Source organism: Actinoplanes sp. NBRC 101535 (assembly GCF_030269225.1).
Taxonomy (GTDB): Bacteria; Actinomycetota; Actinomycetes; order Mycobacteriales; family Micromonosporaceae; genus Actinoplanes; species Actinoplanes rectilineatus.
The window spans coordinates 37007-63111 of sequence record NZ_BSSY01000024.1; the positions used below are offsets into that span (position 1 = coordinate 37007).

The following is a 26105-nucleotide window of genomic DNA, read 5'->3' on the forward strand; positions in this document are numbered from 1 at the left end:
ATCATGAGGCCAGGTCGGCGGCGTACGCGGCGGCCCGGTCCGTCCCGACCGGACCGTCGGCGATCACCGTGACGACGTGCCGGGTCAGTGTCGCGCCGGGGGCGAGCAGCAGCGGCCGGTCCCAGGCGAGCGCGGATCCGACGCCCACGTAGTCGCGGGTGCGGACGAACCAGGGGTCGCGGCGGGTCTCCGGGCTCGCCGCGATGAAGACCAGGGTCCAGCCGTCGCCCTCCACCGCCAGCCAGCCGGTGCACCGGCCGTGGGCCGCCTCGACGCCGGTGCCGTCCGGGGACGTCGTCCGGCACGGCCCGGCCGGGGCGCGCCAGAAGAAGCCGCCGTATCCGGCGCCGGTCCGCCCGTGCGCGGCGGGGCTGCGGATCGGCAGTTCCCCGCCGGTGGCGTTGGTGAGGGCGAACCGGTAGCTCAGCGCCCAGGCGTCCTCCCCGGCGGGCCGGCAGGTCAGGTCGCGGCGTTCGGTGAGCAGCGGACGGCCGTCGATCGTGGTCCATCGCAGGGTGTGGCTGAGCCGGGTGTCGTCGCGTCGCAGCCAGCGGACGTGATGCTGGGTGCCCTGGTTGTCCAGCCACGCCGGGCCGTGTCCGGGCAGGAAGGTGCGGCCGCCCCAGAAGTTCGCGCCGTCGACCTCGGCGATCGCGACGCCGGCGCCGAGGTGGTGCCGGTGCGAGTCCGGCATCAGCTCGGTGACGGCGGCCCCGGCCAGGGTGCGGACCGGGTGCAGGTACGGCCGGGGCGCCAGCGCGACGGGCAGATCGGGACGCCACGCGTACTCGGCGACGACCCGGTCGGCGAGACGCAGGACGGCGGTGGCGTCACCGGTCACGGGGACCTCCGGGCGGGGCGGGTTCTTGCTGAGCAGGATAGTGCGGGACGTGGGGGATCAGGACGGCGGCGATCCGGTGACGTCGAACCGGTCGAAGTCGGCGTGCCCGCCGGGGCCGATGGCGAACAGGCCGAGGGTGGCGCCGATCCAGAGGCCGGGGGTGGCGGTGAACACCGGGAAGGCGTCCCACCGTGCGCCGTCGATCTCCGCGGCGAACCGGACCTGCGCGGTGTCGGTCACGGTCAGGACGAGCCGTACCGCTGCGCCGGCGGGGATCAGGACGGGGTCCGCCGCATCCCGTTCTCCGTGGTCCTCGGCTTCTCCGTGGTGCTCGGTTTCTCCGTGGTCCTCCGCGAATCGGCAGGTCAGATAGGTGCCGTCGGGCCGGTGGGTGAGGCCGATCCAGGCGTAGGTGCGGCCGAGCACGACGAGCCCGGCCCGTGATCCGGGCGGGGCGTCCAGGCGCAGCCCGGTCTCGGCCCGCAGGCGGGGGCCGGGCAGCCGCTGGCCGAGTACGGCCGGCAGACGGCGCAGGTCGTCGCCGGGCCGGCAGGCCAGCCGCAGACCGTTGCCGGAGTGGGCCAGGATCTCGTCGCCGGTGGGGTTGGCCGGCCAGGTCCACTGGGGTCCGGGCCGGCCGCCGTCGAACGTGTCGGAGGTGGCCGGTCCGGTCGCCCGCACACTGCCAGTGCCGGCGACCGGGGTGCCGTGGTCGCCGATCTCCGGCCAGCCGTCGTCGTCCCAGCTCAGCGGTTGCAGGTGGACCACCCGGCCGAACGCGCCGCGATCCTGGAAGTGCAGGAACCAGTCGTCGACCCAGGCGCCCTGGTGCGGGCCGTTGACGTCGGTGTCGCCCCGGGCGAGCACGATCCGGGGTTCGTAGGGGCCGAACACGTGTTGCGACCGCATCGCGTACTGCCAGCCGTCGGTGACGCCACCCCCGGGCGCGAAGATCCAGTACCAGCCGTCGCGCCGATACCACTTCGGCCCTTCCAGGGTTCGGCAGCCGTCGATCGTGTCGCCGTCGACGATCACGGTCCCGTCAGTCAGGGGACGAGCGAGATCCGGGCTCATCGGGTACGCGGTGAGCCGGTTGTTGAATCCGCAGCGGCTGCGCGCCCAGCCGTGCACCAGGTACGCCCGGCCGTCGTCGTCCCACAGCGGGCACGGGTCGATCAGGCCCCGTCCGGGCAGCACGAGCCGCGGCGGGGTCCACGGCCCGGCCGGGTCCCGGGCGGTGGTGACGAAGATGCCGTGGTCCGGGTCGGGGTAGCAGATCCAGAACCGTCCGTCGTGGAACCGCAGGGCGGGCGCCCACACGCCACAGCCGGGCCGGGGCACGCGGTAGTGCTCGCGCGGTGTCAGCCACGGCAGGGCGTGACCGAGGATCCGCCAGTCGACCAGGTCGGGCGAGGCCAGGACCGGCAGGCCGGGAACCCGGTTGAAGCTGCTGGCGGTCAGGTAGTAGGTGTCGCCGACCCGGATCACGTCGGGATCGGACCAGTCGGCGAACAGGACCGGATTGCGGTAGGGGATGTTCACCGCGTACCTCCGGGGAAGGCCGCCGCGGAGCCGTCGGCGACGACCACGGCGATGCGCCGGGTGAAGACCTGGCCGGGCGCGATGACCAGCGGACGGTCCCAGGCGATCGCCGAGCACACCCCGGCGTAGTCGGCCGAGCGCACGAACCACGGGTCGCCGCCGGCCGTGCCGGTGTGGAAGGTCAGCGTCCAGGTGTCGGTGCCGAGGGCGATCCACGGTTCGCGGCTGCCGTGCACGTCGGCGCCGCCGTCCCGGGCGAACGCGCGGATCGTCGCCGGTCCGGCGGGCGCCCGCCAGAAGAAGCCGCCGTACCCCGCGCCGGCCCGGCCCCGCACGGCCGGGCTGCAGAGTGTCAACGTGCGGTCGTCGGCGCTGCTCAGGGCGTACTCGAAACGCAGTGTCCAGGCGGTGTCGGTGAGCGGTGACGTGCTGAGGACGCGCCGTTCCCGGGCGATGACCTGGCCGTCGCGGGCGACCCAGTCCAGTTCCTGCGCGAGGCGGTCGCCGGTGCGGTGCAGCCAGCGGGCGTGGCGCTGCCGTCCGTGGTTGTCGAGGTGGACCGAGCCGCGGTCGCGCAGGTAGGTGCGTCCGCCCCAGAAGTTGGCGTCGTTGACGACCGGCACGGCGACGCTGGCGCCGAGGTGGTGCCGGTGGTCGGTGGGCATGAACCCGGTGACGGTGGCGCCGCCGAGGGTGGTGACCGGGTGCAGGTAGGGCCGGGGCGAGACGGCGGCCGGCAGGTCGGGTTCCCAGACGTAGCGGGCCACCACCCGCCCGGCGCATGTCAGTGCGTGAGCCTGCGGCATGGCGGCAAGTTTTCGGCGCTCAGGCAGTTATGTCAATGACTGAAACAATTCTCGGCGGGAACCTTGACATGGATGCCACTCGATAGATAAAACACTGAAACAAATCCGTAACGATGGCGGAAGGACACCCCCGTGAACCCCGTTGACGAGCCGTCCGGGCTGCGCCGGCGTCACGTGCTCCGACTCGGCGCGCTGGCCGGGGCGGCCGCCGGGCTGTCCGGCTGCGGCCGCGGCTTCGGCGGCAGAAGCGACGACGACGGCCGGACCGCACTGACCATGGCCTGGTGGGGCGACGCGCAACGCGCCGGGTTCACCCAGCAGGCGCTCGACGCGTTCCAGGCCGCCAACCCCGGCCTGCGGGTCCGCACCGAATACCAGGACAGCAGCCCGTACAAGGACAAACTCGCCGCCCGCGTCGCCGCCGGTGACGCACCCGACCTGATGGCCATGCGCTTCGACAGCCTGCGTGAGTACGCCGACCGCGGCACCCTGCTCGACCTCGCCCCGCACACCGCCGACCTCGACCTGTCCGGGCTCACCCCGCAGGCGACGGCGCTCGGGCAGGCCGGCGACAAGATCTTCGGCATCCCGTCGGGCCTCAACACCATCGGCTTCGTCGTCGACAAGACCCTCACCGACGAGTACGGCGTGCCGGTCCCCGACGGCGACACCTGGAGCTGGGAGCAGTTCGGCACGTTCGCGGCCGCCGTCACCAAGGCCAGCGGCGGCAAGGTCTACGGCGCCAACTTCGAGCTCTGGACCACCGCGAACCTGCTCGTCTTCGCCCGCCAGCACGGCGACGACTTCTTCAGCCCGCAGGGCGACCTGGACGTCCGCGCGGCCACCGTGGTCGCCTGGTTCCAGCTCGCCGAGGACCTGCGCGCCCGCGGCGCCATCCCGCCCGCCGGTTTCATCGACCAGAACAACGGCGCCTCGCCCGCGCAGTCGTACCTGGCGAAGAAGTCCATCGCCTCGCAGATCATCCCGACGAACAACCTGCTCGGCTACAACCAGGCCTGCGGCGGGAACCTGCAACTGCTGCGCATCCCGGGGGAGACCCACGGTGCCCGGCGTGGACAGTCGATCGACACTCCGGCCCTGTGGTCGATCGCGGCCGGCTCCCGGCATCCGCAGGAGACGCTCAAGCTGCTGAACTTCCTGACCAACCAGGCGGAGCCGGCCAAACTGTGCGCCGCGACGCGAGGTGTCCCGCCGAACCGGGTGATCGCCGCGCAGATCGCGCCGACCCTGGAGGCGGACAACAGACGCTCCAGCGACTTCCTGGCGAAGCTGCAGGACGAGACGCTGCCGCCGTCCTACCCGTACCCGGTCGGCGCGAGCAAACTGACCAACATCCTCAAGAGCATCAGTACGGAGGTGGAGTTCACGCGGACCACCCCGGCCGAGGCCGGACAGCAGTTCCTCGCCCAGGCGCGGAAGGCGCTGACCACATGACCGCGCTTCGGGCGCGCCGCCAGGACAACGCCGGATACCTGTTCCTGCTGCCCTGGTTCGGCGGCATCCTGTTCACCGTCGGCCCGTTCCTCGCCTCGCTCTACCTCGCCTTCACCGACTACGACCTGCTCACCCCACCGCGGTGGGCCGGTCTGGCGAACTTCCGGGCCATGCTCGACGACGGCAGGCTGCACCAGTCGCTGCAGGTCACGTTCACGTACACGCTGGTGTCGGTGCCGCTCTCGCTGGCTGTCGCCCTCGGCGTGGCCATGCTGCTGGACCGCGGGGTCCGCGGCCTGGCGATCTACCGCAGCATCTACTACCTGCCGTCCCTGCTCGGCGGCAGTGTCGCGATCGTCATGCTCTGGCGCTACATCTTCGGCTATCAGGGCATCGTCAACGACTTCCTGGCCTGGTTCGGCATCCAGGGCCCCGGCTGGAACTCCGACCCGCGCTTCGCGCTGAGCACGCTCATCCTGCTGCACGTCTGGACGTTCGGCGCACCGATGGTGATCTTCCTGGCCGGGCTGCGGCAGATCCCGGCGATGTACTACGAGGCGGCGGCGATGGACGGCGCCTCACCGTGGCGGCAGTTCCGGTCGATCACCCTGCCACTGCTGAGCCCGATCATCTTCTTCAACCTGGTCCAGTCGCTGATCGCGTCCTTCCAGACCTTCACCCAGGGGTACGTGATCAGCAACGGTACCGGCGGTCCCGCGGAGTCGACGCTGTTCTACAACCTGTACCTGTACCAGAAGGGATTCGCCGAGTTCGACATGGGCTACGCGTCCTCGATGGCCTGGCTCCTGCTGATCATCATCGCCGGGTTCACGGCGATCAACTTCCTGGCCGCCCGGTACTGGGTGTTCTATGACAACTGACCCGGCCGGTCCCCGCCGGTTCCTGCGCCACGTGCTGCTCTGCGGTGCCGGCGTCGTCATGATGTACCCGCTGCTGTGGATGATCTCCAGCTCGGTCAAGCCCAGCGCCCGGGTCTTCACCGACGAGTCGCTCTGGCCCGCCACCTGGGACCTCGGCAACTACGCCCGCGGCTGGAGTTCCCTGGCCGAACCGTTCTCGCTCTACCTGGTGAACTCGGCCGTCATCGTCACGCTGAGCATCGCCGGGAACCTGCTGTCCTGCTCACTGGCCGCGTACGCGTTCGCCCGCCTGCGCTTCCGCGGCCGCCAGGTGTTCTTCGCGCTGATGCTCGGCACGATGATGCTGCCCGGACACGTCCTGGTCGTCCCGCAGTACGTGCTGTTCGACCGGCTCGGCTGGCTCAACACGTACTATCCGCTGCTGGTCCCGCACTTCCTGGCCACCAACGGCTTCTACATCTTCCTGATGGTCCAGTTCATGCGGTCCCTGCCGGACGAACTCGACGACGCCGCCCGGCTCGACGGCTGCGGACCGTTCCGTACCTTCTGGAAGATCATCATGCCGCTCTGCCTGCCGGCCTTCGCCACCACCGCGATCTTCACGTTCATCGCGGTGTGGAACGAGTTCTTCGCACCCCTGCTGTACCTCACCGATCCCCAGCTCTACACGGTCCCGCTCGCCCTGCGGCAGTTCATGGACTCCGAGGGGCAGAGCCAGTGGGGCGAGATGTTCGCGATGTCGTTCGTCTCCCTCGCCCCGGTCATCGGTTTCTTCATCGCCGGCCAGAAATACCTGGTCAAAGGAATCGCCACCACCGGACTCCGGTGACCGCCGCCGGTATCCCCGTCCCGCACGTCGTACGTACCAGAAAGGACCCTCGTGTCCAGAATCCGGAAAGGAACGAAGCGCCTCCTGCTGGCGGCGCTGACACTCGTCGTCCCGCTCGCGGCCGTCGGCCTGACGACGACATCCGCACAGGCGGCGTTGCCCGCCGCGGGTGCCGATTATCAGTTGGTGGTGACGAAGAGCGGCATGTGTGTCGACGTGCCGAGTGCGTCGACGGCGAACGGTGCCCTGTTGCAGCAGTGGGGCTGCACGGCTGGTGCGAAGTGGCAGCAGTTCACCCTGAAGGCCGTCGGTTCCAGTTACCAGCTGGTCAACGTCAACAGCGGTAAGTGCATCGACGTGCCCGATTGGTCGACGACCTCCGGCGTGCAGTTGCAGCAGTACGGCTGCGTCGCCAGTCAGAACAATCAGTTGTGGAACCTGGTCGCAAGCGGCACGAACACGTTCCAGATCGTGAACGTCAACAGCGGTCTGTGCATGAGCGACAAGGACGCGTCCACCGCGTCCGGCGGCGCGATCATCCAGGAGACCTGCACCGCCAACACCAACAAACAGTGGGCGTTCAATCCCGCATCCGGCACCGGCGGGGGCGCCACCTGCCCGTGCACGGTCGCCGCGGACGGCACCGGCACCTACCGGACCATTCAGGCGGCCGTCGACGCGGTACCGGCGAACAACACCACCCGGCAGGTCATCACGATCAAAGCCGGCACGTACCGCGAGATCGTCACGATCCCGACGACCAAGCCGTACGTGACGCTGCAGGGCGCCGGATCCACCGCCGGCGGCGTCGTGATCGTGAACAACCACAGCTCAGCCGGCGGGTACGGCACCTCCGGCAGCGCCACGGTCTTCGTCAACGGCCACGACTTCGCCGCGGCGAACCTGACCATGTCGAACGACTACGGCGAGGGCAGCCAGGCGGTCGCCGCGAACCTCAACGCCGACCGGTCGGTGTTCACCAACGTCCGGTTCCTCGGCAACCAGGACACCCTGCTGGTCAACAACTACCGGGCGTACATCACCAACTCGTACGTCGAGGGCACCGTCGACTTCATCTTCGGCGGCGCGACGGTGGTGTTCAACGCCAGCTCGATCTACGAGAAACGCAGCACCGGCGGCCCGATCACCGCGGCGAACACCGATGCCGCGAAGACGTACGGAATCCTGTTCTACAAATGCACCATCACCGGCGCGGCGAACAACGTGACCGGACTCGGCCGCCCGTGGGGTGCCGCCGCGCAGGTCCTCTATCGCGAGTCGAGCCTGAGCGCCACGATCGCGACCGCCCAGCCGTGGACCGACATGTCCAGCAACTCGTGGAAGAACGCCCGGTTCTTCGAATACAAGAACACCGGTTCGGGCGCGACCACCAACAGCAACCGGCCGCAGATGAGCGATGCCACGGCCGCGAACTACACCCCGCAGAAATACCTCGCCGGCACCGATGGGTGGAACCCGCTGTGAAAATCAAGACCTCTTGGTGGTACGCGCTGAGCACACTGATCGTGGCCACCCCGGTGGCGGTGGTCGGGCTCACCGCCCTTCCCGCGCAGGCGGCGTTGCCCGCCGCGGGCGCCGACTATCAGTTGGTGGTGACGAAGAGCGGCATGTGTGTCGACGTGCCGAGCGCGTCGACGGCGAACGGTGCCCTGTTGCAGCAGTGGGGCTGCACGGCGGGCGCGAAGTGGCAGCAGTTCACCCTGAAAGCCGTCGGTTCCAGTTATCAGCTGGTGAATCTCAACAGCGGTAAGTGCATCGACGTGCCCGACTGGTCGACGACCTCCGGCGTGCAGTTGCAGCAGTACGGCTGCGTCGCCAGTCAGAACAACCAGTTGTGGACGCTGGTCGCGAGTGGCACGAACACGTTCCAGGTGGTGAACGTCAACAGCGGTCTGTGCATGAGCGACAAGGATGCGTCCACCGCGTCCGGCGGCGCGATCATCCAGGAGACCTGCACCGCCAACACCAACAAACAGTGGGCGTTCACCCCGGTCAGCGGCGGCCGCACCTGGTCGAACACGGCGGACGGGTTCGCCGGCACCGGAGGCGCGACCACCGGCGGCACGGGCGGCACCACGGTGACCGTCACCACGTACGCCGACCTGCTCAAATACGCCACCGCCAGCGCCGCGTACATCATCAAGGTGAGCGGCACCATCACGGTGCCGACCTACGGCTACGAGATCCCGGTCGCGTCGAACAAGACGATCGTCGGCCTGGGCACCACCGGCCGGATCAAAGCCGGCGGCTTCTTCCTCGGCACCGGCGTCCGCAACGTGATCATCCGGAACCTGACCATCGGCGACACCGCCGTGGCCTCCGACGACCCGGACGACAAGGACTTCGACTACGACGGCATCCAGATGGACACCGCCGACCACGTGTGGATCGACCACAACACGTTCACGAACATCAACGACGGCTACATCGACTCGCGCAAGGACACCTCGTACGTGACCGTGTCCTGGAACGTGATGGGCAACCACAACAAGACGTTCGGCATCGGCTGGACCGACAACGTGACCGCACGGATGACCATCCACCACAACTGGATCCACAACAGCAACCAGCGCAACCCGAGCGCCGACAACCTGCTCTACGCCCACCTCTACAACAACTACCTGCAGAACATCACGTCGTACGGGAATCTGTCGCGAGGCGGCACCAAGATGGTCCTCGAGAACAGCTACTTCGACACGGTCAACAACCCGTGGAACATCGACGACACCACGATCGGCCAGCTCAAGCAGAGCGGCAGCATCGCCGTGAACTGCACCGGTAAACAGGTCACCGGCGGTGCGGCCTTCACACCGAGCAGCTTCTACGCGTACACCCTCGACCCGGCCGCCGACGTGCCCGCCGTGGTCAAGGCCAACGCCGGCCCGCAGGTCACCATCACCATGTGACACTGGCACCGATTCGGCCGGCCACCCGAACTTCCGGGCGGCCGGCCGGCAGGTCCATGACAATCGGAACGGCCCGCCCTTGTCACGCACCATGAGTCGATAGGTTCCGAGACGTCGCCGGAAACTCGTGTCCCGCGGTCTCCCGGGTCTGTTCACGGCGAATCCAGCGAGCGCTGGAACGTTCGGGCAGGCCGCCCGTCGCCCCACCGAATCCCTGATGGCTACGTCAATTCCTCAAGGGGTTCTCGCCGGGGGCGGGCAGGTGGCAGGGGCTGCCCAGGGAGACGGCGAGATATTGCCGGTCCACCGTGGTGGTGACGACCGTGGTGTGGCTGGTCGACGGGTGGATGGCGCTGAGTTTGCCGCGGGTGCCGTCGGCGAAGGTGCTGTCGTCGGTGATCTCCCAGCCCCGCTGTTGCAGGACTGTCCTGATGCGTCCGAGGGTGGCGAGCTGGCCGGCGGGGTCGACCTTCAGGTCGCCGACGGCGCCGAGGCTCCAGCGGTCGTCGTCGGCGAATTCGCCGTTGCGGCCGGTGCAGGGGGCGGGATTGGTCTTCCAGTTGATCAGTTCGGTGCCGGCCGCGTCGGCCATGGCGTTCGCGTCGGTGGTGACCTGCTGGGTGACGTCCGCGAGGAGGGCGGTGGTCGGCGGTTCGTCCCCGTCGTCGGGGGAGCAGCCGGTGGCCAGGGCCAGTGCCGCGGTCAGGCCGACCATCAGGTGTGCTGCCCGTCGGCGGTTCACTGCTCGGCGCCTTTCTGACGTCGTATGCGGTCAATTCCGCGCGGCGGACCAGGTGGGTCCTGCGCCTACTGCCACGAAGAGTTCGAAGGGGAGCTCGGGGTCGGCCTGGATCACGGCCAGCGCCACCCAGCGGCTGTAGGTGGGGCAGCTCCATACCAGCATGTCCCGTGTCTGGCTGCGGAAGAAGTCGGCTGCCTCGCCGAGTTCGCGGTCTGTCTCCCCGAGGTCGACCTCTTCGGCCGGGCCCCACCTTGCGGTCAGCGCCGCGGCGAGCCGGTCGTGATCGTGGTCGATGGCGTCCCGGGCCGGGCCGACCACCTCTTCGCTGCGGTCCTCCCAGAAGTCCTGGGTCACGGCGAGGCGGGCGACGTGGTGGTCCATGTCGCCGAACGCGTCCCGGCGTCCATATGCGGTGTCTGGAAACGGCTGGCGTAGCAGCGCTTCGACGGCCGTTTCGTGCGCCGAACTTATCGAGGCGGCGGGGTTTTCGACGCGTACCCGGGGAAGAATGGGTTTCAGGAAGCCTGGCGCATGGGCATGCCGGCCAGCCACACCTCGGCCAGGTCGGAGAGGGGGACGCCGAGGACCTCGCCCAGGCAGACGACGGTGCCGAACGCGGGGGCCGGGAGGCGGCCGGCCTCGATCTTGCGCAGGGTCTCGGGGGAGATGCCGGCTGCCAGGGCCACCTCGCCGAGGCTGCGGGTGCCTCGTGCTTCCCGGAGTGCGGCGCCGAGGCGCTGGCCCGCGGCGATCTGTTCGGGGGTGAGCGGTGGGCGAACCATGGGAGCAGGATAGCCTGACCGGACTGGTGGTATAAATATACCGCACGGCGGTGGTATAACTATACCGCGCAAGAGTGGAAGGAACGTCATGATCGAGCTGAAGTCCCCGGAGGAGATCGGGCGGATGGCCGTGACCGGCCGGTTCGTCGGTGAGCTGCTGGCCGAGCTGAAGGGGATCGCCGACGTGGGCGTCAACCTGATGGACCTGGAGCAGCACGCACGGGGCCGGATCAAGGAGCGCGGCGCCGAGTCGTGCTACTGGGACTACGCGCCGTCGTTCGGCCGGGGACCGTTCCGCAACGTGCTGTGCCTGTCGGTCAACGACGCGGTGCTGCACGGTCTGCCGCGTGACTACGTGCTGCGGGACGGTGACCTGCTCAGCGTGGACATGGCGGTCGGCATCGACGGCTGGGTCGCGGACGCCGCGGTGTCGACGGTCGTCGGCACGCCGAGTGCGGACGACCTGAAACTGATCGAGGCGACCGAGGTGGCGCTGGAGGCCGGCATCGCGGCGGCCCGGCCGGGCGGCAAGATCGGTGACATCTCCGCGGCGATCGGCGGGGTCGCGCACCGGTACGGGTACACCGTGAACCTCGAGTTCGGCGGGCACGGCCTGGGCCGCACCATGCACGAGTCGCCGCACATCGCCAACAACGGGCGGGCCGGGCGCGGCATGAAGCTCGAACCGGGTCTGACGGTGGCGATCGAGCCGTGGTTCTGCGCCGCCACCGACAAGATCAAGTTTGACGCGGACGGCTGGACGATCCGGTCGGCGGACGGTTCCCGGACCGCGCACTCCGAGCACACCATCGCGATCACCCCGGACGGGCCGCAGGTTCTCACCGCGGTCTCCTGACGAGAGCGGGGGACGGCAGGCGACTCGCCTGCCGTCCCCCGCTGTTTTTCAGCGCTGGTGGCGGGCGTACTTGGCGCGGAACTTCTCCACCCGCCCCGCGGTGTCGAGCAGCCGTTGCCGGCCGGTCCAGAACGGGTGGCTGGCGGCCGAGATCTCGACGTCGATCACCGGGTAGGTGTTGCCGTCCTCCCACTCGATCGTCTTCTCGCTGGTGGCGGTGGACCGGGTCAGGAAGGCGAAGTCGGCGCTGCGGTCGCGGTACACGACCGGGCGGTACTCGGGGTGGATGCCGGCTCTCATGATTCTCCTCGGTGATGGTCGTGCGGCAACTCGTCGAGCTGCCACTGGGGGAACGGGTCGGGGAAGGTGTGCCAGAGGAAACCCTTCGACCGCAGGACGCCGTCATCTCGACCAGGCGTTCCTCGGTCCGCGACAGCCCGCAGCCGTCGCGGACCGGCGCGGCGTCGATGTTTGATCTCGCTCATGTCGTTGAGGATCACCGCGACGCGCAGGCCGTCGCGGTTGGCGAGCAGGTGGTCGAGCAGGGTGGTCTTGCCGGCCCCGAGGAATCCGGACAGGACGGTGACCGGCAGCTTCGGCACACGCCCTCCCCGGCTTGTTGGAAACGATTTTCATTGTACGTTAGCTGCCCTGTCAAGAGAGCCGGCGGCGGGGCCGGGGTGCCGGGCGGTGTTACAGGCCGCTCGAGGAGGCGGGCCAGGTGCGCGCGCTGCTGGACGCCGTCGCCGCCGGTGGTGGTCCCTCCCGGCGAAGCTCCGCGTAGAGCTCCTCGCCGAGGTAGGTGCGCAACCCGGCGTACCGGAACCGGTACGTGTCGCCGTCGCGGATGATCAGCAGAGAGTCCTGCAGCTCGGCGGCGAAGACCAGCAGCCGCCACGGCAGGTCCCGGTGCGCCACCCGCCACAGGTGAGCGACCAGGAAGACCGGCCAGACGGTGTACGCGCACGCGACGATCACCCCGAGCGTCGACGTCACGAGCAGCGCGTCCTCCGGCCCGATCGCGTAGCTCCGCGCGTGCTCCCGGATCACCGCCAGATGCCCGGGCGCCACGTGACCGAGCATCGTGATGAAGACGGCGGCCAGCACCGTGACACCGGCGAGGATCGCGATGGCGAGCCGACGGTCGTCGCGCATCGTCACCGGCGACTCGGGCCGGCCGAACGCCTCGTCCTGCTCCACCGGCCCGGAGGGAACGGTACTGCCGGAGACATCCGCGGGAGCCCGCGACGACGGCGAGCACAGCCACTTGACCGTGCCGCCGACCAGCCCGACCGGGAATCCGGCGACGAACAGGAACACCACACCGACGGCGTACGCGTAGTCGAGGCCGTACCGGATCCCGCCGCCGATCGCGCCCCCGGCACCGATGGCGGTGGCGAACAGCACCCCGACCAGGACCGCGCTGTGCCACGGCTCGGTCCGCGCCCCGCCCCGGATCCGGATCTCGCTCGGTACGGTCTCCTCCCGGGTGAGATACGTGCGGGCGGCGACGGTGGCGAGCCCGATGCCGAACGTCACCGCGATGTACACGGTGGCGGGTGTCCGCTCCGGGTCGACGAAACCGGTCAGCCGGGCGAACAGCACCGGCGGCAGCGTCCCGGCGACCCCCAGGGCCAGGCTGGCCAGGACCGGCGGACCGAACCGCCGGGACCGGTGGCCCCAGCCGCGAACCCGCCGCAGGACCGGCTCCCGGACCCTGGCCGGGAGCCGTCGCGGCCACCGGGAGCGCAGCAGCGTGTCGAGGCACAGGTAGGCGGCCGTGACGCTCGACGCGATCTCGAGCGCGTCGGCGGTCGCCTGCCGCCACCCGCACAGCATCGTTCCGACGGCGAACACCCCACCGGCGACGGTGGCGAACACGGCCGGGGCGGTCCGCCACGTCATCGGCCGGGCCCGGAGGAAGGCCGCGCCGACCCCCACTCCGCACCCGATCGCCAGGCCCCGGGTCAACCCGACCGGCATCTGCAGGGCCAGCCGGTACGCGGGGAGGACCGACAGCGCGGACGCGACGGCCAGTGCCTGCCGGGGCGGCTCGCCGACGGCCCGCCACCAGGACAGCCGGTGCGTCTTCCCGGCGACCATCACGTGCGCCAGGTAGGTCAGCCACCAGGTGCTGCGATCCCGGCTGAGCAGTTTCGACGGCAGCCGCCGGCCGGTGCCGGTGGCCCAGTCCACGTGCAACCGCAGCAGACGGCTGCGGGTGGCGTGCCGCGGCCCGTCCGAGGCCAGCGTGGTCAACGCGTCGACGGTGATGTCGCCGCGCCCGGCGGCCCGCGACGCCAGTTCGAGCATCATCGGTGTCGACAGGACCGAGAGGAGCGCGGGCCGGTGGGGCAGGACCCGGGCGAGTTCCTCGACGCCGCGCGGGTCCCAGCGGGACCCGTACCCGATCGCCGCGCGCTGCCGCAGGTAGGCCACCCGCTGCCGCACCGTCGGCGGCTGGACCGCGACGATCTCCACTTCGCCGGCGAGCGCGCCGAGGCGTTCCCGCACCCGATCGGAGGTCGCCGCCCGGGACAGGATCACGACCGACCAGTCGCCGCCGAGGGACTGCCACAGCTGCCGGGCCGCCCCGGCCCGGGCGGTGGAGGGCATCTCGTCCCAGCCGTCCAGGATCAGCACCGCCCGGCCGGACCGCAGCAGCCGGCCGACCGGTCCGGTGTCGTCGTGGGCCTGGATCCGGCGCAGCGACGGGTAGAGCCGGCACGCCCGGCGGTTGAGCCAGCCGACGAACGGCGTCCGGCCGGTGTAGCCGGACAGCGAGATCAACAGCGGCACCGGTGTGAGGTCGTCCTGGCCGGAGGAAGCGCCGGAAGAGGTGCCGGAGGCGGTTCCGGGGTCGGTACGCCGGCCGGCCAGACCCAGCGTGAGCAGCAACGCGAGGGTGGTCTTGCCGGCGCCGCCGACGCCGTGGATCGCCAGCCGGATCGGTCCGGGCGTGTGCCGGTCCAGTACGAACCGCGTCCAGGCCAGCGAGAACTCCTGATGGGTCCAGAGCCGGTCCGGGGCCTCGTCCACGGTGTGCTCGAGGCCCGCCACGGTCACCGGGAGGAGCTCGCCGCGGGGCTGGCGGAGTCCCCGGTCGTCGGCCTCCCGGCCACGCCGGCTGAGGATCTCCTCGCGGATCGCCGCCAGATCCCCGGCGGTCACCGGGGTGCGTCCGGGTGCCGGGGCGAACTGGCGGTCGGCGACGGTGAACAGCAGGGCCACGGCGGCCAGCAGCGCACCGACGGCGCTGCCCCACGGGTCGGCCTTGTCGATGCCCTGTACCAGGAGGACCACCATGACGATGATCGCGGCGCCGGCGGACAGTGCGGCGCCCGCCGACAGGAGGCTGCGCCACGACACGCGACGGGAATCATTCCGATAGCCGGACATCATTGCCCTTTCTGCGAGGAAGGGCGCTACACATCCAAAGCTATGAGATCTCCGGCGAGGCGGACAGGAGGGGAAACCCTCACGGCCGCTGGGCGTCCAGCCATTGCAGAATCGCGAGGACCCGCCGGTTGTGGCCCGGGTCGGACGGCAGGCCGAGTTTGCGGAAGATGCTTGTCAGGTGCCGTTCCACGGCGGCGTCGCTGCTGAACATCACCGTCGCCACGGCGTGGTTGCTGAGCCCGGACGCGACGTGGCGCAGCACCTCCCGTTCGGTGGGGGAGAGCTCGCCGGGCGCGGCCGCGGAGATGCGCTGGGCGATGACGTCGTCCAGCACGACGTCGCCGGCCGCCACCCGGACGATCGCGTCCTTGAGTACCTCGTCGTCGCGAACACGGTCCTTGATCAGGTAGCCGACTCCGCGGGGGATCCGTTCGACGAGGCGGCGCGCGTACGCGAAGAACTGGTAGTCGGAGAAGAGCAGGATGCCCACCCGCTCGTGCACCCGGTGCACCCGCTCGGCTACCCGGAAGCCCTCCTCGTCGCCGGACGGTGGCATGCGCGCGTCGAGGATCACCACGTCGGGCGGGTCGGCGGCGATGCCGGTCAGCAGCGACGGGCCGTCACCCACGGCGAGCACCACGTCGATGTCCAGGGTGCCCAGCAGCAGGGCCAGGCTGCTGCGGAAGATGGGGTTGTCCTCGGCGAGGGCTACGCGCACGGGATCACGCCCTCGACGACGGTGCCGCCGCCGGGACCGCCGCGGACGGTCAGTTCGCCGCGCAGGGACCGGACCCGTTCGCTGAGGGCGGCCAGCCCGGATCCCGGGGTGGCGTGGGCGCCGCCGCGACCGTCGTCGCCGACCCGGGCGACGGCGTGACCGTCCACGATCCGGGTGGACACCGTGATCCGGCTCGCGTGCGCGTGTTTCAGGGCGTTGGTCACCGCCTCGCTGAGCAGCAGGTACATGATGAGTTCCACCTCCGGCGGGGTGCGCCGCTCGTCGATGTCCAGGGTGATCGGGGTGGCGACGCCGTCGAACTTGAGCTGCAGGGCGGGGCCGAGACCTTCGGCGAGCACCTCGGGGTGGATGCCGCGGGCCAGGTCCCGTAGTTCCTTGACCGCGACCTGGACGGCGGCCTGCGCGTCGTCCAGTGCGTCGCCGAGTTCCGTGGTCCGGTCCTGCCCCGCCCGGTGCCGTCGCAGGTGGATCCGGATCCGGCTGAGGTGTGCCTGTACGGCCTGCAGCGTCGAGTTGACGCCGTCGTGCAGTTCGTGGCCGATGCGCTGCAACTCGTTGAGCGAGTCCCGGGTCAGCCGGGACCGGGAACGTTGCGACTGGGACAGTTTCTCGGTCAGGTCGTCTTGCAGCATGCCGTCGGTGAGGACGATGCCGCAGGCCGCGGCGGCGGCGCGGACGGTGTTCTCGCGCCGGTGCAGCGTCGGGTCGACGAGCAGGGCGGCGATCGGGCGGCCGTTGCGGTCCGGCACCTCCACCAGCCAGCGGGTGTCCTCGTCGACGGCGATCGGGTACCCGTTCGGCGCGAGGAAGCTCGTCGGTGATCCGGATCGGACAGCCAGCACGAGGGTGTCGTCGTCGAGGACCCGGCGCAGGGCGGCCTGCATCTCCTCGACGGTGTCGCTGCGTGACAGCAGGCGCAGGTCGGACTCGCCGAGTCCGCTCTTGAGCCGGCGCTGGATCAGGCTGACGATGAAGGCGACCGGCGCCACCAGGGCGGCGAACGCCGACAGCGCCCGCAGCGCGTCGGTCAGCGGCCCGGTCACGTGCAGGTTCACCGCGATCAGGTAGAGGCCGCCGACCACGCCGATCGAGACGGCCGCCGCCGTCGCCGGGATCATGTCCGAGCGTTCCAGGCCCTGCGAATGCCGGACCCGGTAGAGCAGCAGCACCGGCAGCAGCAGCGCCAGCCCGGTCACCCCGATGCCCACCGCGCCGCTGACCAGCCGGTAGAGGCTCTCGTCCGCGACGACGGTGGGCCACCAGGCGTCCGGGTTCCAGCGGATCCATTCCGGACGGGACACGGTGGCGACCACGATCTTGCCGCCGAAGACCCAGATGGCCAGGGTCGCGAAGTAGAACCTCTCGTGGCGGTGCCCGAGAGCCGGTTCGGGGTAGCGGACCAGGGCCAGGCCACCGACGACGAACCAGCCGTACCCCAGGACGAAGGAGATCAGCGGCACCGGTCCCCACTGCCAGGCCGGTGGCCAGATCCACCACCACGACACCGCGTAGCAGAACGACGCGCCGATCATGCCCCAGCCCAGTCGGCCGGTGCGCCCGTCGGTCAGCAGGAACGTCCCGGTCATGGCGAACGAGGCCACGTCGAGCACGTAGAGGACGCCCAGCAGGAAGTCGCTGTCCCAGCGCGGGAGCCAGAACACCACGGCGAGGAGCCCGGCGACGACGGCGACGAGGATCGGCCGCCAGCCGACGACCGGATCGTTCGCCGGTGGGGCGGGTGAACGGGCCATGGCGTCGATGTTTGTCGACGTGTGGTGGCCGGGGCAACGGCGGTCGCCCGCATTCCGGAAGTTGAGGGCAAACCCTCGCGGTTCACAGTCGACGGTCCGGCGTGCTAGGTTCCCGAACCGGAAATGAAAACGAGTTTCACTAGCGATAAGAAAGAGGGGTGTGATGAGAGCCTTACGGGGAGCGGTGATGGCGGCCGTGCTGGTCGGCGCCGCTCTGGTGGGTACGCCGGCGCGGGCCGCCGAGGCCGTGGTGCTGTCCCAGGGGCACACCGACGCCGTCGACGTGCACTACGCGAACGGCAGGCTGGCGCTGAAGATCAAGGACGACACGGTCAGCCCGGCCGTCGAGCGGGACCCCGCGGACGTCACGTTCCAGGTGCTGCCGGCCGCCAGGACCGAGGTGCCCGACCTCGACGCCTTCAGGTTCCTGGGCGCCGTGGGTACGCCGATCTGGATGCTCCCGCAGGTCCAGGACCCGGCACTGCTCTGGCCCGGCTGGAACACCACCACGCTCGACTCCGGCGTCTTCAAGAACGACAAGGTCACCATCAGCCTGGTCGGCGTCGACGGCCCGGGTGCGGTGACGCTCTTCGACACCAGTTCGCTCGGTGTCCCGGCGGTCCGGTTCGCCAGCGCCGACGGGCTGCCGGACTCCCTCGACGTGGCCGTGCACACCCACGCGCACGCCAGCTGGGTGTTCGGCGCGACCGGCCGCTACACGCTGAAGTTCCAGGCCGACGCGGTCCTCGCCAACGGGACGGTGCTGTCGACCGGCCCGGTGAACTACCGATTCCTGGTCGGGGATGACGACGGCAGCGGCGACGGCAACGGCGACGGCGATGGCGGCGACGGCGACGGCGACGGCGACGACGGCAGCGGGGGCGGCGACGGGGGACAAGAGCCCAACGGCGTCTCCAAGAGCATCACCGCGGAGATCGACGCCGGTGCGGGCGCGCTCGTGCTCAGCGTCGACCCCGAGGACCGGGAGGCCACCCTCCCGGCCGCGACCCTCAACACCACCGGTGACCGATGGGAGAGCAACGGCGCTCTCCGGCCGGTATCGGTCACCGACACCAGGGCGGCGCAGCCCGGGTGGAGCGTGTCCGGCCGGATCGACGGCGGTTTCACCGGCCCGGACGGTGCCACGTTCGGCGGCGACCACCTCGGCTGGACTCCGCAGGTCACCACCCAGGCCGCCGGCCAGGGTGTGGTGGCCGGCCCGGCGGCGACCGGACTCGGCGCCGGCGGCGTCCTCGGTTCGGCTCCGGCCGGCAAGGGACGCGGCACCGCCGAACTCGACGCCGGACTCCGGCTCAGCGTCCCCACGGACACGGCGCCCGGCACCTACCGGGCGACGCTGACCCTCACGGCCATCTGAGTGCGTGGCGGGGGTTCGCCTCCGCCACGCTCCTCCCGATCGAAGAGACCTCTTGTGCGTACGCTCGCGCTGCTGCTCGCCGCCACCCTGACCGTTCCGGCAGCTCCCGTGAATCCCACTCTCACCTGGTCCGTGGCGCCGTCGGGCGCACAGGGCCCGGACGGCCGGACGGCCCTGGAGTACACCGTCGACCCGGGCACCCACCTGACCGACCACGTCACCGTGACCAACCATTCCGAGAAGCCCTTGACGGTACGGCTGTACGCCAGTGACGCCTACACCACGGCCGGCGGTGGTTACGACCTGCTGCCGGCCGGCAGCGCACCGGTCGACGCCGGATCCTGGGTGACGCCCGCCCGGGACGCGATCACCCTGAAGGCCGGGTCCCGGACGGTCGTCCCGATCGCCATCGTCGTCCCGTCGAACGCCACACCCGGCGACCATTCCGGCGGTGTGGTCGCCTCGCTGGTCACCACCGCCACCGCGGACGGGGTGGCCGTCGACCACCGGGTCGGCACCCGGGTCCATTTTCGCGTGACCGGCGACCTGCGCCCCGAGCTGACCGTCCGCGACCTACGGGTGCGCGCGGACGTCCCGTGGAACCCGTTGCGCCTGCCGACGGTGACCGCCGCGTTCACCGTCGCCAACACCGGCAACCAGCGCCTGACCTCACAGCCGACCCTGACCGTCGGCGGCGGACGGTCCACGGGCGAGGCGCTGCCGGAGTTACTGCCCGGCAGCGGACTGCGCGCCTCGGTGACCGCCCACCACGTGCTGCCCCTGATGCGCGTCGCCGTCACGGCCGGCGTCGAGCCGCACGGCGTCGAGCAGGTGACCGCGATCTGGCTGGTCCCGTGGCCGCAACTGGTCCTGGCCGGCCTGCTCGTGCTGCTGGTCGTCGTGGTGGTCCGGCGTCGCCGCCGTAACCGTCGCCGCTATGCCGCAGCCATCGCCGCGGCCGAGAAACGTGGCCGGGAGTCGTCCGTCGGCGGTGCTGCCGGGGAGGAGCGCGGCGGTGAGCCGTCCGCCGATGTCAGTGAGGCCGCCGATGTCAGTAGAGAGGGAGACCGATGAGACGTTCCGCGTTCGCCGCGGCGATCGCCGTCACCGCGACGGTTGCGATGCCCGATGTCGCGTTCGCCGCCCCGAACAGGCCGGACCGGCCCAGTGCCGAGGGCGCCGACCTGATCGTCGTCACGAAGAAGGGCGACGATCTGTCCCTGCGGTTCCGGGAGGATCGCGCAGCCGGTGGAGGTGAGGATCGCGCGGCCGGTGCGGGCGTCGATCCCGGCGGCATCGTGCTCGGCCCCGAGGGCGGGCTGTCGGCGGCACTGCCCGACGACCCGGCGTTCGCCTTCCTCGGCGAGCCCGGAAGACCGGTGTGGTCGCTGGCGGCCGGTGGGCCACGGTTCCCGGCCATCGACACCACCGGCGTCAGCGGGGGTGACGTCACGCTGCGGCTGGTGAAGGCCGACGGCCCGGGGAAGGTCGCGATCTACACGCTGTCGGAGTGGGGCCGTCCCACGGTTCTGCTCGACAGCGACGGCCGGACGAGCGTCACGATTCCGGCCGGGCGACGGCTCGGGGGAGTGGCCTGGACGTTCGACACCGCCGGAACCCACGAGCTGACCTTCGCGGCCGCCGCGGGCAGGGAGCAGGTCACGCAGACGTACACCGTGGAGGTCCCGCCCCTGGTGGTGGCCCCCGCATCGGCCGGGACCGCGGTGGGCCGGGCCCAGGCCGCGACGACAGGCCAGGGCGCGACGACCAATAAAGCGGCGACCAGTAAGGCGGCGACCGGTAAGGCTGCGATCGGTAAGGCGGCGACCAGCACGACGGCGACCGGTAAGACAGTGATCAGTGACGGTCACGTCGACATGGGACCGCAGCTCGACGGCAGCACCTGGCGGGTCCGGCTGAAGGACGACGCGACCACGCCGGCCACCTGGCGGGAACTCGCCGACGTCACCCTCAAGGTCACCGACAAGGCGAAGATCAAAATCCCGGCCGGTGACGGGTACGCGTTCCTCGGCGCGACCGGCGACCCGGTCTGGTTGCTCCCGCAGACGCAGCAGGACGGGATCGTCTGGCCCGGTTGGAACACCCAGGACAGCTCGGTGATCGCAGGCGTCAGCGGTGCGGTGACCTGGACGCTGGAGGGCGTCACCGGTCCCGGGGCGTTCAAGCTGTTCCTGACCAGCTCGTTCGGTACTCCGGATGTGTTGTTCGACTCGGCGAGGGCGCTGCCGCAGAGGCTGGCGATCCCGCTGAACACGCACGCGCACGGCAACTGGGCGTTCACGAGGGCCGGCACCTACCGGCTGGCGGTCCGGATGAGCGGCACCACCAAGGCGGGTAAGGCCGTGTCCGACACCCGCACGCTCACGATCGCGGTCGGCGACGGCACCGCGGTCGATGACGATGCGCAGCCCGGTCCCGGGGCCACGGCGCAGCCCGGTTCCGGGGCCACGGCGCAGGCCGGCCAGGGCGGTGCCCTCGCGAAGACCGGCGCGAACGTCGCCCTGGTCGCCGCCGGTGGTCTCGTCTCCGTTGCGCTGGGTGCAGTGACGATCTTCATGACGCGCCGCCGCAAGCCTTCCCAGTGAAGATGAAAACCATTATCGTTAACGCGGTTCGTCCGATGGGGACGACCGCAACATCGAAGGAGTCCGTCCGTGCGTAAATCCCTCCGACTGCTGGCCGGCAGCGGTTTCCTCGCCGCCTCCCTGGCCGGGGTCGCCGGTCCCGCGCAGGCCCACCCCGCCGTGCCGCCGACGGTGCTCAGTTCCGGCCACGTCGACGCCGTCGACGTCGAGTACGAGGACGGCCAGCTCGAACTGGCCGTCCACGACGAGGAGTCCGACGCCGAGTTCGCCCCGTCCGAGGTGGTGCTGCTCGTCAAGAAAGCCGCCCAGACCGCCGTCCCGGACGACGCGAACTACGCGTTCCTCGGCGACCCCGGTGACAGCGTCTGGATCCTCCCGGAGATCCAGAACCCGGACCTGCTCTGGGCCGGCCTGTCCACCGAGGAGTTGGAGGCCGGCGTCTTCGCCAGTGACCAGGTCAGCATCGACGTCCAGAACGTGCGGGGCCCCGGCGACGTGGCCGTCTTCACCTCGGACGCGGTCGGCACCCCGAACGTGCTGGTCGACAGCGGTGACGGCCTGCCGGACACGGTCGCCCTCGGCGCCGGCTCGCACGAGCACGTCAACTGGGCGTTCGAGCGTCCCGGCACGTACAAGCTGACCGTCAGCGCCTCGGCCACCCTCGCCGGCAGCGGCGAGACGGTCACGTCCGAGCCGGCCACGTACACCTTCAAGGTCCAGAAGTGAGGCGGGCACTCGCCGCCCTCACCGCGATCGCGGTCGTCGGACTGATCCCGGCGCCCGCGAACGCCGCCACGGTCACGCTCAGCGCCGGTCACGTCGACATCCTCGACATCGACTACGCGAACAGCGCCCTGACCCTGGACGTCCTGGACGGCACCGGCGCCACCGACGTCGACCGGCCCGCCTCCGACGTGATCCTCCAGGTCCCGGCCACCGCCAAGGTCACCGTCCCCAGCGGTACGGCCTGGTCGTTCCTCGGCACCGCCGGCGACACCGCGTGGGTGCTGCCGCAGACCCAGCAGGCCGGCCTGCTCTACGCCGGCTGGAACACCCTGGGCGTCCCGTCCGGTGCGGTCCAGTCCGACTCGGTGAACCTGCGGCTCACCGGCGTCACCGGGCCGGGACGGTTCAGCACCTACACCACCGGATCGTTCGGCACCCCGTCGAAGTCGTTCGACTCCGGTGACGGGCTGCCCGACACGCTCACCGTGGCCCGCAACAGTCACGCCCACGCCAACTGGGCCTTCAGCGCGGCGGGCACCTACATCGTCACGTTCGAGGTCACCGCCCAGCTGGCGACGACCGGGGCCACCGTCACGAGCGGCCCCACCGCGTACACCTTCACCGTCCTGAACTGACGAAGCGTGGGTCCGCCTCACCCTAATTGAGGCGGACCCACCACCCCAGCGTAGAGAACGGAACTCCCATGTGGCACCGCCCGGCCCGGGTCTGTGCGGCGGCCGTCCTGGCGGTCCTGCTCAGCGCCTGCGCCGCCCCGCCCGCCTTCACCGGCGCCGACGACCGGATCCAGGTGATCACGACGACCGGCATCCTCGCCGACCTGGTTCGCAACGTCGGCGGCGACCGGGTCCTGGCCGACGCGCTGATCCCGGACAACGCCGACCCGCACGCCTACGAGCCGTCGTTGCGCGACGTGCGCAACACCGTCTACGCCGACCTGGCGTTCAGCAACTACCTGCTGCTCGAACCGCAAGCCGTGATCAAGGCGCTGGACGCGAACCTGCGCGACGGCGTCCCGAACATCTCCCTCGCCGAGGGCGCCACCAAGTACGCCGCCGAGATCATCCCGCTGGTCGAGGACACCTCCCTCGACACCATCTGGCTCGGCCTGCGCGCCCGCGGCACCGGCGCCGCCCGCGGCGTGACCCGGCTGTCCGAAGTGCGGCTGACGGCCACCGCCGTCGACGGGCCGGGCACGCTCACCGCCTACCTGACCCAGTCGTTCGGGCAGCCCGACGTCACCTTCGACGCGAACGGCGGCACCGCGATCCTGCCGCCCGACGCGCACACCCACATGAGCTGGGCGTTCTCCGAGCCCGGCGTCTACCGGCTGACGCTGCGCGCGGAACTGGCCGTCACCGACGACACCGCCCCCGTCCCGCTCGGCGAACAGACGTTCACCTTCGCCGTCGGGGTGGATCCGCATTCGGTGCCCGGTGCGACCGTGCTCGGCCAGGGACACGCCGACCTGACCGTCGACATCGACTCCGGGGAGCTCTACCTCTACGCCGATCCGGAAGGCGGCGGGGACCACACGCAACAACGGTACGACGCCGGTCGCACCGTCATCGAGGTCCCGGCCAAAGCATTGCAGGAGATTCCCGCCGGTCCCGGATTCCGGTTCCTCGGCCGTCCCGGCCAGCAGATCCACCAATTGCCGCAGGCCGTTCTCGGCCGGCACGTGCACGGTGAGATCGACCCGCATCTGTGGCAGGACGTCGGCAACGCCCAGGCCTACACCGAACTGATCCGCGACACGCTGATCGGCGTGGACCCGGCCGGCGCCGCCGACTACCGCGCCAACGCCGACCGCTATCTGCGGGAACTCAGCGCGCTCGACACCTATCTCACCGACAGCATCGCCGCCATTCCGGTCGCGAACCGCCACCTGGTGACCACCCACGACGCCTTCGGCTATCTGGCACACGCCTACGGCATTCCGGTCGCCGGTTTCGTCACCCCGAACCCGGCGGTCGAACCCAGCCTCGCCGACCGCCGCAAACTCACCGGAACGCTGCGGAACCTGAAGATCAAAGCGGTCTTCCTGGAACCCAACCTGCGCGCCCGCTCGTCGACGCTCGTCGAGGTCGCGGCGGAGCAGGGCGTCGCGGTCTGCGACATCTACGGCGACGCCTTCGACGCCACCGTCCACACCTACGTCGCGATGATGCGCTTCAACGCCGACTCCCTCAGGACATGCCTCTCATGACACGAATCCTCGCCGTCCTCGCGGCCGTCCTGCTCATCGGCTCGCCGGCCTCGGCCGACCCGGGCGACGGGCTGTCCCAGAGTCTCGACCCGAGCCAGTCCGTGGCGACCGGCCCGGCGGTCCTGGAAGCCGGGCATGCCGACATCGGGCCACGCTATCGCGACGGCGCATGGTCGGTGCAGATCCACGACGATGCGACATCCCCGGCGGTCTGGCGCCATCCCGAGGAGGCGATCTTCCGGGTACGCGACACCGCACGCCAGCAGATCCCGGCCGACGACGCGTACGCGTTTCTGGGCGAGGCACCGGGCAGCGAGGTCTACGTGGTCCCGCAGACCCAGCAGGACGACGTCGTGTGGATCGGCTGGAACACCCAGGACCCCGGGGTGATGTCCGCGATCGACCGGGGCGTGACGATGACCCTGCGAGGTGTCCAGGGACCGGGCAGCCTCACCGTCTACCTGCAGTCGGGCAACCTCGGCGCGCCGCAGGTCCTGTGGGCCTCGGCCAAGCCGCAGGCACAGAGCATCTGGGCCGAGACGAACACGCACACCCACGCCAACTGGGTGTTCAGCAAGCCCGGCGCCTACCTGGTCGCCGTGGACGTCACCGCGGACCTGGCGGACGGCGGCACCATCGCGGCGAGCACGATCCTGCGGTTCGCGATCGGCGACACCACCGATCCGGCCGCAGCGCGCGCCGCGACCTATGCCGGCGATCTCCTGCCGGGCACGACACCGGCGGCGGCTCCGGCCACCACGGAAGCGACCACCGGTTCTCTCGTCGTCGCCGGTGGCGCGGCCGTCGCGGTGCTCGCCCTCGTCGTCCTGCTCGTCGCCCGCGGCGCGGCCGCCCGGCGGCGTGCCGAACGGGACCGGTCATGAACCCGGACGTGCTGACCCTGACCGGGGTGACCGTGCGGCTCGGCGGCCGGACCGCCCTCGAGGACGCCACCGTGTCGGTACGGCGCGGCGCGTTCACCGGGCTCGTCGGGCCGAACGGCGCAGGCAAGACCACCCTGCTGCGGGCCGCGCTCGGCCTCGTCCCGCTGACCGCCGGATCGGTGACGCTGTCCGGCGGCGGCGCGGGATACGTCCCGCAACGGCACGAGTTCGCCTGGGACTTCCCGGCGTCGGTGCAGGACGCCGTGATGAGTGGACTGGTCCGCCGGATCGGCCTGTTCCGGCGCCCCGGCGTGCGGCACTGGACGGCCGTGTGGGACGCGCTGGACCGGGTGCGCCTCGGTGAACTGCGGAAACGTCCGGTCGGTGAACTGTCCGGCGGACAGCGTCAACGGGTCCTGGTCGCGCGGGCCCTGGTGGTGGACCCCGCGGTGCTGCTCCTCGACGAGCCGTTCACCGGACTCGACATGCCGTCCCAGGACCTGCTCACCGGACTGTTCACCGCCCTGGCCCGGGAACGATCGGTCCTCATGGCCACCCACGATCTGAGCGCCGCGGCGTACACCTGCGATCGTTTGATCCTGATGAATCGCACCGTCGTGGGAGAAGGGCCGTTCGCGGACCTGAAAGACCCCGGCATCTGGATGCGGACGTTCCAGGTCGGCGCGGACAGCCACCTGCTCAAGACGCTCGGCCTCGTCGCCGTGGAGGCCTGA

General features: G+C 70.6%; 24 protein-coding genes and 1 pseudogene. 14 read left to right on the forward strand and 11 right to left on the reverse strand.

Annotated features, from left to right (window positions below):
* Nucleotide 1: 1 nt before the first annotated feature.
* The 3 genes from QSK32_RS40365 to QSK32_RS40375 are packed head-to-tail and all read right to left on the reverse strand — an operon-like array spanning nucleotide 2 to nucleotide 3189.
* Nucleotides 2-841 (reverse strand): DUF6807 domain-containing protein, encoded by an 840-nt coding sequence (locus QSK32_RS40365; RefSeq protein ID WP_285474910.1) that lies wholly within the window; start codon nucleotides 839-841, stop codon nucleotides 2-4.
* 57 nt (nucleotides 842-898) lie between these two features.
* Nucleotides 899-2383, reverse strand: coding sequence for a glycoside hydrolase family 43 protein (locus QSK32_RS40370; protein ID WP_285474911.1), 1485 nt, complete (start codon nucleotides 2381-2383; stop codon nucleotides 899-901).
* Complete coding sequence (locus tag QSK32_RS40375) at nucleotides 2380-3189, reverse strand: DUF6807 domain-containing protein (RefSeq protein WP_285474912.1); 810 nt, start codon at nucleotides 3187-3189, stop codon at nucleotides 2380-2382. The genes QSK32_RS40370 and QSK32_RS40375 overlap by 4 nt, the downstream gene beginning before the upstream one ends.
* A gap of 132 nt (nucleotides 3190-3321) precedes the next feature.
* On the opposite strand from QSK32_RS40375, the gene QSK32_RS40380 reads away from it, so the two are divergent.
* The 5 genes from QSK32_RS40380 to QSK32_RS40400 are packed head-to-tail and all read left to right on the forward strand — an operon-like array spanning nucleotide 3322 to nucleotide 9281.
* Entirely contained in the window at nucleotides 3322-4644 is a 1323-nt protein-coding gene (locus QSK32_RS40380) for an ABC transporter substrate-binding protein (protein ID WP_052721160.1), read from the forward strand.
* Nucleotides 4641-5525 carry a carbohydrate ABC transporter permease gene (locus tag QSK32_RS40385; protein WP_045747501.1) on the forward strand — a complete coding sequence of 295 codons (885 nt, stop codon included), beginning with the start codon at nucleotides 4641-4643 and terminating at the stop codon, nucleotides 5523-5525. The genes QSK32_RS40380 and QSK32_RS40385 overlap by 4 nt, the downstream gene beginning before the upstream one ends.
* The gene (locus QSK32_RS40390) at nucleotides 5515-6354 is read left to right on the forward strand and encodes a carbohydrate ABC transporter permease (RefSeq protein WP_285474913.1); all 840 of its coding nucleotides are present in this window, start codon (nucleotides 5515-5517) and stop codon (nucleotides 6352-6354) included. Before QSK32_RS40385 ends, QSK32_RS40390 begins: the two co-directional genes overlap by 11 nt.
* A gap of 51 nt (nucleotides 6355-6405) precedes the next feature.
* Nucleotides 6406-7839: a pectinesterase family protein gene (locus tag QSK32_RS40395; protein WP_285474914.1), complete on the forward strand. Its 1434-nt coding sequence runs from the start codon at nucleotides 6406-6408 to the stop codon at nucleotides 7837-7839.
* Complete coding sequence (locus QSK32_RS40400) at nucleotides 7836-9281, forward strand: RICIN domain-containing protein (protein ID WP_285474915.1); 1446 nt, start codon at nucleotides 7836-7838, stop codon at nucleotides 9279-9281. Before QSK32_RS40395 ends, QSK32_RS40400 begins: the two co-directional genes overlap by 4 nt.
* Nucleotides 9282-9507: 226 nt before the next feature.
* On the opposite strand, the gene QSK32_RS40405 is transcribed toward QSK32_RS40400, so the two are convergent.
* From QSK32_RS40405 to QSK32_RS40415, 3 genes are all read right to left on the reverse strand, one after another.
* The gene (locus tag QSK32_RS40405) at nucleotides 9508-10023 is read right to left on the reverse strand and encodes a hypothetical protein (protein ID WP_285474916.1); all 516 of its coding nucleotides are present in this window, start codon (nucleotides 10021-10023) and stop codon (nucleotides 9508-9510) included.
* A gap of 30 nt (nucleotides 10024-10053) precedes the next feature.
* Nucleotides 10054-10404, reverse strand: coding sequence for a hypothetical protein (locus tag QSK32_RS40410; protein WP_285474917.1), 351 nt, complete (start codon nucleotides 10402-10404; stop codon nucleotides 10054-10056).
* 134 nt (nucleotides 10405-10538) lie between these two features.
* Nucleotides 10539-10805 carry a helix-turn-helix domain-containing protein gene (locus QSK32_RS40415; RefSeq protein WP_045744908.1) on the reverse strand — a complete coding sequence of 89 codons (267 nt, stop codon included), beginning with the start codon at nucleotides 10803-10805 and terminating at the stop codon, nucleotides 10539-10541.
* Between the two features lie 88 nt (nucleotides 10806-10893).
* Here QSK32_RS40415 and map point away from each other — a divergent pair, with 88 nt between their 5' ends.
* Nucleotides 10894-11661, forward strand: coding sequence for a type I methionyl aminopeptidase (map, locus tag QSK32_RS40420; protein WP_045744907.1), 768 nt, complete (start codon nucleotides 10894-10896; stop codon nucleotides 11659-11661).
* A gap of 48 nt (nucleotides 11662-11709) precedes the next feature.
* Here map and QSK32_RS40425 read toward each other — a convergent pair whose 3' ends face one another.
* From QSK32_RS40425 to QSK32_RS40445, 5 genes and pseudogenes are all read right to left on the reverse strand, one after another.
* A complete protein-coding gene (locus QSK32_RS40425; protein ID WP_045744923.1) occupies nucleotides 11710-11961 on the reverse strand; it encodes a type B 50S ribosomal protein L31 in 252 nt (83 codons plus the stop codon).
* Nucleotides 11962-12052: 91 nt separating this feature from the next.
* Nucleotides 12053-12263 (reverse strand): annotated as a pseudogene (locus QSK32_RS40430) (GTP-binding protein); the annotation flags it as partial.
* Nucleotides 12264-12354: 91 nt separating this feature from the next.
* Nucleotides 12355-15030, reverse strand: coding sequence for an NACHT domain-containing protein (locus QSK32_RS40435; protein ID WP_285474918.1), 2676 nt, complete (start codon nucleotides 15028-15030; stop codon nucleotides 12355-12357).
* 109 nt (nucleotides 15031-15139) lie between these two features.
* Nucleotides 15140-15778 (reverse strand): response regulator transcription factor, encoded by a 639-nt coding sequence (locus tag QSK32_RS40440; protein WP_045744905.1) that lies wholly within the window; start codon nucleotides 15776-15778, stop codon nucleotides 15140-15142.
* Nucleotides 15769-17550 (reverse strand): sensor histidine kinase, encoded by a 1782-nt coding sequence (locus tag QSK32_RS40445; RefSeq protein ID WP_285474919.1) that lies wholly within the window; start codon nucleotides 17548-17550, stop codon nucleotides 15769-15771. The genes QSK32_RS40440 and QSK32_RS40445 overlap by 10 nt, the downstream gene beginning before the upstream one ends.
* 145 nt (nucleotides 17551-17695) lie before the next feature.
* Between QSK32_RS40445 and QSK32_RS40450 the strand changes: the two genes are divergently transcribed.
* From QSK32_RS40450 to QSK32_RS40485, 8 genes are all read left to right on the forward strand, one after another.
* Nucleotides 17696-18928: a choice-of-anchor M domain-containing protein gene (locus tag QSK32_RS40450; RefSeq protein ID WP_502872595.1), complete on the forward strand. Its 1233-nt coding sequence runs from the start codon at nucleotides 17696-17698 to the stop codon at nucleotides 18926-18928.
* Nucleotides 18929-18982: 54 nt separating this feature from the next.
* Entirely contained in the window at nucleotides 18983-20002 is a 1020-nt protein-coding gene (locus QSK32_RS40455) for a WxL protein peptidoglycan domain-containing protein (RefSeq protein WP_285474920.1), read from the forward strand.
* Entirely contained in the window at nucleotides 19999-21534 is a 1536-nt protein-coding gene (locus QSK32_RS40460; protein ID WP_285474921.1) for a TIGR03773 family transporter-associated surface protein, read from the forward strand. Before QSK32_RS40455 ends, QSK32_RS40460 begins: the two co-directional genes overlap by 4 nt.
* Before the next feature lie 69 nt (nucleotides 21535-21603).
* Nucleotides 21604-22260 carry a choice-of-anchor M domain-containing protein gene (locus tag QSK32_RS40465; RefSeq protein WP_285474922.1) on the forward strand — a complete coding sequence of 219 codons (657 nt, stop codon included), beginning with the start codon at nucleotides 21604-21606 and terminating at the stop codon, nucleotides 22258-22260.
* Complete coding sequence (locus QSK32_RS40470) at nucleotides 22257-22895, forward strand: choice-of-anchor M domain-containing protein (protein WP_285474923.1); 639 nt, start codon at nucleotides 22257-22259, stop codon at nucleotides 22893-22895. Before QSK32_RS40465 ends, QSK32_RS40470 begins: the two co-directional genes overlap by 4 nt.
* A 68-nt stretch (nucleotides 22896-22963) precedes the next feature.
* On the forward strand, nucleotides 22964-24487 hold the full coding sequence (locus QSK32_RS40475) for an anchored repeat ABC transporter, substrate-binding protein (protein ID WP_285474924.1): 1524 nt from the start codon (nucleotides 22964-22966) through the stop codon (nucleotides 24485-24487).
* Nucleotides 24484-25371, forward strand: a complete 888-nt coding sequence (locus tag QSK32_RS40480) for a choice-of-anchor M domain-containing protein (protein WP_502872593.1) — start codon at nucleotides 24484-24486, stop codon at nucleotides 25369-25371. Before QSK32_RS40475 ends, QSK32_RS40480 begins: the two co-directional genes overlap by 4 nt.
* Complete coding sequence (locus QSK32_RS40485) at nucleotides 25368-26105, forward strand: anchored repeat-type ABC transporter ATP-binding subunit (RefSeq protein ID WP_285474926.1); 738 nt, start codon at nucleotides 25368-25370, stop codon at nucleotides 26103-26105. Before QSK32_RS40480 ends, QSK32_RS40485 begins: the two co-directional genes overlap by 4 nt.